9 protein-coding genes are annotated in these 6,580 nt (G+C 36.3%); 8 read left to right on the forward strand and 1 reads right to left on the reverse strand.

Annotated features, from left to right (window positions below; all coding sequences use genetic code 11):
• The first annotated feature begins 131 nt into the window (after window positions 1-131).
• The 8 genes from NTX86_00495 (at window position 132) to NTX86_00530 (ending at window position 5,539) form a co-directional block, all read left to right on the forward strand.
• A complete protein-coding gene (locus tag NTX86_00495) occupies window positions 132-632 on the forward strand; it encodes a hypothetical protein (GenBank protein MCX5921797.1) in 501 nt (166 codons plus the stop codon).
• A gap of 17 nt (window positions 633-649) precedes the next feature.
• Window positions 650-1,768, forward strand: a complete 1,119-nt coding sequence (locus NTX86_00500) for a hypothetical protein (protein MCX5921798.1) — start codon at window positions 650-652, stop codon at window positions 1,766-1,768.
• 17 nt (window positions 1,769-1,785) lie between these two features.
• Window positions 1,786-2,280 (forward strand): ankyrin repeat domain-containing protein, encoded by a 495-nt coding sequence (locus NTX86_00505; GenBank protein MCX5921799.1) that lies wholly within the window; start codon window positions 1,786-1,788, stop codon window positions 2,278-2,280.
• Window positions 2,281-2,297: 17 nt separating this feature from the next.
• Window positions 2,298-2,708, forward strand: coding sequence for a hypothetical protein (locus NTX86_00510; protein ID MCX5921800.1), 411 nt, complete (start codon window positions 2,298-2,300; stop codon window positions 2,706-2,708).
• A complete protein-coding gene (locus tag NTX86_00515) occupies window positions 2,701-3,156 on the forward strand; it encodes a hypothetical protein (protein MCX5921801.1) in 456 nt (151 codons plus the stop codon). Before NTX86_00510 ends, NTX86_00515 begins: the two co-directional genes overlap by 8 nt.
• Window positions 3,157-3,164: 8 nt before the next feature.
• Entirely contained in the window at window positions 3,165-4,319 is a 1,155-nt protein-coding gene (locus NTX86_00520) for an ankyrin repeat domain-containing protein (protein MCX5921802.1), read from the forward strand.
• Between the two features lie 209 nt (window positions 4,320-4,528).
• A complete protein-coding gene (locus NTX86_00525; GenBank protein MCX5921803.1) occupies window positions 4,529-4,978 on the forward strand; it encodes a hypothetical protein in 450 nt (149 codons plus the stop codon).
• A gap of 3 nt (window positions 4,979-4,981) precedes the next feature.
• The gene (locus tag NTX86_00530) at window positions 4,982-5,539 is read left to right on the forward strand and encodes a metalloprotease family protein (GenBank protein ID MCX5921804.1); all 558 of its coding nucleotides are present in this window, start codon (window positions 4,982-4,984) and stop codon (window positions 5,537-5,539) included.
• A 629-nt stretch (window positions 5,540-6,168) separates the two neighbouring features.
• Here the strand turns inward: NTX86_00530 and NTX86_00535 are convergent.
• Window positions 6,169-6,580 (reverse strand): hypothetical protein (locus NTX86_00535; protein MCX5921805.1); only part of this gene is annotated, 412 nt, incomplete at its 5' end.

Below are 6,580 nucleotides of genomic sequence, written 5' to 3' on the forward strand. Positions count from 1 at the left end.
CCCTTGATTTGATTAATTTTTGTATTTTTTTGCTCAAATCAGAGGGCTTGTTATACTGTTTTTTAGTCATAAAGCGCTACGAATAAGTAATAAATAAAAATATCAATTAATACCATTAGGAATCTTGTCTGATGAAAAAGTTTATAATGCTTCTTGTGCTTTGTTCGCTTAACGTCGTGCGCGCTGACGATCTCTCTTTGGCCATTCAAGAAAGCGATCTTGAAAAAGTAACCTTATGTCTTCAACAAGAGACATTGGTTGATCCTGACTACGCTTGTTATGCAGATTTGGTTGATGAAACAATCACTTTGCGTAGAGAGCAGTTGATTGTGAGCGAAAAGGGCTTGCCGGCTTTTATTTTTACCCCAGGGGTTAAAACCCGTTATCAAGTTGGCATGCTGCTTGCTTCAGTCGGTGTCTTATATGGCGGCATAGATAAGCTGAGTGCTTTATATCGTCTTAATTATGCATTAAACCTTGATGTCCCTTTATCGTTGCCTTCGTTCTTCTTTTTGGCTGCGTGTGTTACATGGGCAACCAGAGATAAGTATGAGGCTCAACAAAAGCTCTACAAGAATGCATTGGCTATTAAAGATCTTTTAAACCATAGTTCGATTGAACATACTAGCTAAAAAAGGTTAAATTTTTCATGAATTTTATTAAATCATTATTTTTTGCTGTAGCGCTCGTTTTAATGTCTGGGTTGCAGGCTACCGTTGGTCAAATTCTAACGCTTAAAAGTCCAACAGGCGGCTACTGTTGTTTTTTTCTTGATTGGCATGTAGACCATGAAAAGGGATTTAAACAGCATCATGATTTTATGCGTTTTGCCAGAAGATTGAAACCCTATGTCATTACGGAAGACTATTACACATACAGAGGCGCAAATAATCCCCTCATGCGTATTTTGAAAAAGCAGGCTAACACAATAGATTATATTATGAGTAATGTTGATTCTGCTTCAAGTTTAATCTCGTCCGAATCACCAAGACTTTTTAATGGTTTTTTTCTACCGAACATTATTTTTGATTGTGAGCAACGAGGGATTCGCTCTTTTAATGCTGAATGTCGACATGTGCATATCCATTCAGAGGGGAAAGAAGATGATTATGTGTTAAGCGCGCATGAGGCTGCTCAAGAATTTAAAGCTGCACGAGAATTATGTAAGCATGAACTTGCCGCGTTAAAAAAACAGGAGACGAGTCAAAAGTGTGATCTTATAGCCAAGTGGTGTGCTGGTATATTGGCTGGTATTGATCGTTGTGTTGAGCCTTATATCAAGCGTTTTGAAGGTTCTTCGAAGTCAATTTATGCATTGCTGCAAGATGGCGTTACGATTGATACATTGTATGATACTGAGTTGCTTGATATTCGTATTGTTGTTGATCTGTGGAAAAACAAGCAGGAAAAGTTGATTTTTACATGCGCCGGAGGTGCTCATATAAAGCGCATTTTACCTATCTTAAAAAAGCTTGGTTATAAAGAGGTTATTATGCCTGAAGCGGGCAAATATTTTAACCAGTACACCCAAGAAAAAACTATTTTTAACCATGCTCCGGATGTCGCTTCATATTGCGGTCAATTATACAAAAAAATGCTCATATGTTCGGTCTGCGACCAACAATGTACTGATGAGCAAGAATATACAGTGCATGCTGCTGCATGTAAAAAATATGCTGAGAGAATAGCGAGTCTAAAAAAATATGCGATTGTGACTATGTATGCAGGCATGTTAGGTTTTATGGCCTATTCTATGTACTACAATTAAAAAAAAGGTTGCTTATAATGATTTTCTTAAAAAAATATGCGTATAAACTATTGTTATGCACCATGATATGTTCATGGGTATCACTAGAAGCACTCACCGTTGATGAATGGCTTGATACTAAAGCGCCACTATTGTCGATTGGCATCGATGTGAATTTTGTGTGCGATGATGGATCAACGAGTTTGATGGCCATTGCGTGCAGGGGTGATGTAGAACTGCTTGAGGCTTCAGTAAAAATGGGAGCAGATGTTAATGCAAAAACATTTGATGGATGGACGGCTCTTATGTTTGCTGCGCTTTATAATCATACAGAAGCGGTCAAGGCATTAATTAGATTAGGCGCTGGTATGGATAGTGAAAACAAATATCGAGATACAGCTTTGACCATAGCCCTGGGTAAAAACTATCAAGATATCGTGCGACTATTATTGCAGTCAGGTTCTAAAACTGATTACATACCGGATAGCACGATTGCTGAATTTGATGAAAAATATGTAAAAAACATTCTGTAACTCGCACAAAGGACACTATGAATAAGAACGTTAAAATTATGGTATTAGTTTTGACGGTATTAGGTACTACTCGCGATGGTTATGGCATGGGTTCATCGCCAGAGAACTTTACTAAAGGATTAGTAACTGGTATTGCTATCGGTATTTCAACGGGTATTGTATCGGGAATATTATCAAAGCAGATTGATGATGTTGTTCATCACAAAATTGCTGCATGGGCCATGCCATTACTTCTGCAATATCTAACAAATGGTGTTCTTTCTGAAATTACTGATACCGCTGATTCAAAAATAATGGGTACTACATGGGTTACAGCAAGCTTAGTGAGCTCTGTGGTGAGCATAGAAATAATGCAACATCTCGAACAGTTAGAAAAAGCTCGATTGGGTAAAAAAACACAAGACTTACAGGGTAAAAAATATGCATAAAGTTATAAAAATTCTAGTTATTCCATCTTTAATTTTTTTAACACCTCATTTGAGTTATAGTCGTAATGATGAACTTGCTGAATTCGGTATTGGTATTGCTACTGGTATGGCGACGGGAATAGCAACGGGCGTGTTAGCCAAAAAAATTTATGATATTGGGCATCACGAAATGGGTGCTTGTATTGTTTCTTTGGCATTTCAAACTATTGCAAATGGTATTCTAGCTGCTGAATTCAATAAGAATCGATATAGTGGTGGCGAATTATTAATGATGACAGCTACTCTTGTTGCACCAATGGTTGGCTTAGTGACTATGAAAAAACTCAAAGAAGAACCTTCTTTGAAGGTAAAAAATGAATCTATTTTTGCTGTAAAAAATGGAGCTTTTTTTGATCTTGATCCTGAAGAAATAGAAGAGATTCTTAATAAGCGTCATAGAAAAGCGTGATCATAAGCATGAAAAAAAATATACTATTTCCATTGTTAATTGCTACCTTGTTAGCGCCAGTTAATATACGCCCTGTAGATACTAAACCTGACCCTTATTTATTGGGAAAGGTGCTTGGCCTAGTGACAATACCAGCTCTTATATACGACTATGCTACTCGTGGTGCCGGCGTTTGCTCTACATGTAAACCAACCATAAATAGGGTTTCTTCTGCAGTAGGAGCATCAGGATTGATTGGTGGCATGTACTTAATAAAGCATGGCTATAACACCAAAAATTACGGTATAGGCAGTCTTGGCGCTGGACTTGTCTCTCTACGATTAGCACTGAAATATTTTTCGCGCAATGATAATAATAAAGCTTTAAAAGAGGCTGCTTCACGAGGTCATGATGACTGTATTAAAACATTATTACATCGAAAAGCTGATATTAATGACCGAGATGAGCATGGTTGGACACCCCTTATTCATGCTGCCCGCTATAATCGTGAGGATGCAGTAAAAGTTCTCTTAGAAGAAAAGGCAACGGTTGATCTTCAAGATGATTCTGGCAGAACGGCTCTTATGCATGCAGCAAGTCATCAAATAGGTGACAGCATTCAGATATTAGAGCTATTGCTTAAAGCCAAGGCGCATGTTAATGAACAACGTTCATTGAGATGGACAGCGCTCCATTATGCATGCAATCGCTATCCTGGTGATAAAAATAAAGATCCATTAGAAGTTAAGACTCTTCTTAATGCTGGAGCACGATTGGATCTTACGAATGACGATGGAGATGCGGCAGAAAATATTGCCCAGAAGAATAATGATGTCAAGATTCTTCAAGCTATCCAAGTTTATAAAAATTATGCTGGAAACTTTTTAGTTAAGAATGTCCCTATGACTTGTTTGAAACATACAAATATACCTAAAGATCCAATAAATATTATTACTGATTATGTAGTGGGTCCAAAAGATAATCGCACTATAGATGATGAGGGATTGAAAAGCTATGGGCTAAGTCGTGAACATGAGTTTTTGCGACAAATAAAAACTCAAGGTGGTGATGTTCAGCCATCCTATTCACGGTCACTCTTCAATGTAGGAGCTACGGTTGCCGTTGCTGCCGTAGGTGTAGGTGGCTTGCTTTTGAAGTTTTTAAGTGCGAAAAAAGCTCATTAGTATGGATAGTAAAAACTGAAGTGAGATTCGATAGCGCACTTGCTTAATTTGATGAGAAATATTTAAACAATATTTTGTAAGACGTATCAAAAAAGATAAATGGTACCATCAAATTTAGACTGAGAAAAAAATATAAGGTAAAATTGAGCAGCTATCTTATGATTGTAAAGTAGATTTTATTGTGTAATTTTTAAAATTAAAGTGATGATATGAATAACGAACAAATTACACCTATCCCGAGGCATAGCTATCCCAAGTGGGTAATGCTTTTTATGTTCCTATTGGGAAGCTTTTTTATAGTGATTTTTTGCCAATTTTTATTGATTGAATTTCATCAACACTATAAAATTGGCAAAGAGATAAAAGCTGCTGAAGATGCCTTTATCAAAGGCGGAAATGAGCTATTAAAATCAATTGAGATATATTCTGGCGTGCTTGAGTGTTATCCAGAATGCAAAAAGGCAAAAATGAGAATTGCTGAATCGCTTTTTATTATGAGTAAAGTGGAAAATAGTCATGATATCTTTTTTGATGGAATGCTATCACTCGTCGGTTTAAAATATTCTAAGTCGGAATTTTCTGAGGTATTGTCTTATGTTCCAAAGCAATATCAATCGGAGTTTAAAGATAATTTTATTGGAACTTCTACTAGGCGGTGAAGTATGTTTATATTTATGCCCGGTGAGGTAATAGCTCTATTTACTTTTCCCGGTGTTATTTTACATGAGATGGCACATAAATTTTTTTGTGATATAGGGAATGTTCCAGTTTACGTTGTGCATTTTTTTAGACCTGGTGATAAAACAGCCGGCTGTGTTATTCATGCATCTGCAAATGACGTAAAAAAATCTTATCTTATCGCCATTGGGCCATTGCTGATAAATTCTGTTGTGTGTATGTTACTTTTATTTCCACGTAGTATCGTGGGGTTATTAGAAACTGATTTTATAGGTCATTCGCATAGCACTGCGTATTCTATTTTAGAATGGTTAGGTTTTTCTATAGGATTACATGCTATTCCAAGTAATCAAGATATGAATGAGGTTATTGAACTTGCTGGTAAAAATGATAATCTTTCAAAATCTATGGCAGCTTTAGTTAATTTAACAGTAGCAGCAGTTTATATTTTTAATACTAATTACATTAGTTTTTTTCTTAAAATATTATATGTTCTTGGGATTTCACATTTAATTCCAGCGTTGCTTCTTAAGTTTTATTAGTTGCCCGGTTTTTCAATTCTTTATAAGGTCATATCGCCCGCTTGTTTTGAAAGTTCTGTAGCGACTGAAAGTTGTTTCATCGTTTTTGGAAGTTGTAATAGCATCTGTCACTTGTTTTGCTTGTGTTACGTGGGTAATCAGGGATAAATATGAGGCTCAACGAAAGCTCTACAGGAATGCATTGGCTATTAAGGCAGCGCTGCGGGTGGGCTAGAACTGCTTCAATGATCGTTAACTTATTCGCTGAATTTGATGAAAAATATTTAACAAACATTTTATAAATAGTACCGAAGATAAGTATGAATAAGATAATGACTTTGGTTATGGCTTGGGTCTATGTTTTATAGGATGGGTAATGACAAAATGCTTAAACTTATATACTATGGTTAAGTATTATATAGGTCGGTATGCAATTGAAGTTGCTTTCGATATAACAACAATGATTTCTAAGTAATGTGATTATCAATGAAAAAAAATTACCTTTTATTACTGATGATACTGTGTTTGTTTGTGATAAACGAATTCATAGTTAAAGTTTTTGACCTTATTTCTTATTTCTCTAATGTGGAATATTTTGTTTTTATAGGAATAATTTCTATGTTCATACTGGCCATAGTGTATGGGTATTATTATGCAATGCTTTTTTCAGTGGCAGCTGCTACCTTTTCACCAGCTTTTACTAACCTGCCTTCTAGGGCGGCAAATTTTTCGGTTTCATGTATTACTTCAGCTTCCTTTAGCAATGGCACAAGCCGCTTTGCTGCAAGGCTAGTCGCGCCCGTAGCAAGCTTTCCAACTACTCGAGCTGTTGCGCAATCAAGAATAATTTCTACGCCTTTTTCGACTACTTGCACTGAGGTTGCATTGCCTACATTAGTGACAAGCTGATCCATAGATTGCACGAGTTGTTCACCTTGTTTTGCGTATGTCTCCATAACATCAAGTTGTTCTTGAGGCGTTAGGAATTGCCATGCTTCAAAGTGAGTGTTACTTTCTAGTTTAGCAACTACTTCCATGGTATGACACATTACTTCTTTAATA

This window comes from Candidatus Dependentiae bacterium, assembly GCA_026389015.1.
In the GTDB taxonomy this organism is placed as follows: domain Bacteria; phylum Babelota; class Babeliae; order Babelales; family Vermiphilaceae; genus JAPLIR01.

What these genes read in the sequence shown, in the direction of transcription:
- NTX86_00495 (MCX5921797.1), top strand. Translation starts at nt 132, where the DNA reads ATGAAAAAGTTTATAATGCTTCTTGTGCTTTGTTCGCTTAACGTCGTG.
- NTX86_00500 (MCX5921798.1), top strand. Translation starts at nt 650, where the DNA reads ATGAATTTTATTAAATCATTATTTTTTGCTGTAGCGCTCGTTTTAATG.
- NTX86_00505 (MCX5921799.1), top strand. Translation starts at nt 1,786, where the DNA reads ATGATTTTCTTAAAAAAATATGCGTATAAACTATTGTTATGCACCATG.
- NTX86_00510 (MCX5921800.1), top strand. Translation starts at nt 2,298, where the DNA reads ATGAATAAGAACGTTAAAATTATGGTATTAGTTTTGACGGTATTAGGT.
- NTX86_00515 (MCX5921801.1), top strand. Translation starts at nt 2,701, where the DNA reads ATGCATAAAGTTATAAAAATTCTAGTTATTCCATCTTTAATTTTTTTA.
- NTX86_00520 (MCX5921802.1), top strand. Translation starts at nt 3,165, where the DNA reads ATGAAAAAAAATATACTATTTCCATTGTTAATTGCTACCTTGTTAGCG.
- NTX86_00525 (MCX5921803.1), top strand. Translation starts at nt 4,529, where the DNA reads ATGAATAACGAACAAATTACACCTATCCCGAGGCATAGCTATCCCAAG.
- NTX86_00530 (MCX5921804.1), top strand. Translation starts at nt 4,982, where the DNA reads ATGTTTATATTTATGCCCGGTGAGGTAATAGCTCTATTTACTTTTCCC.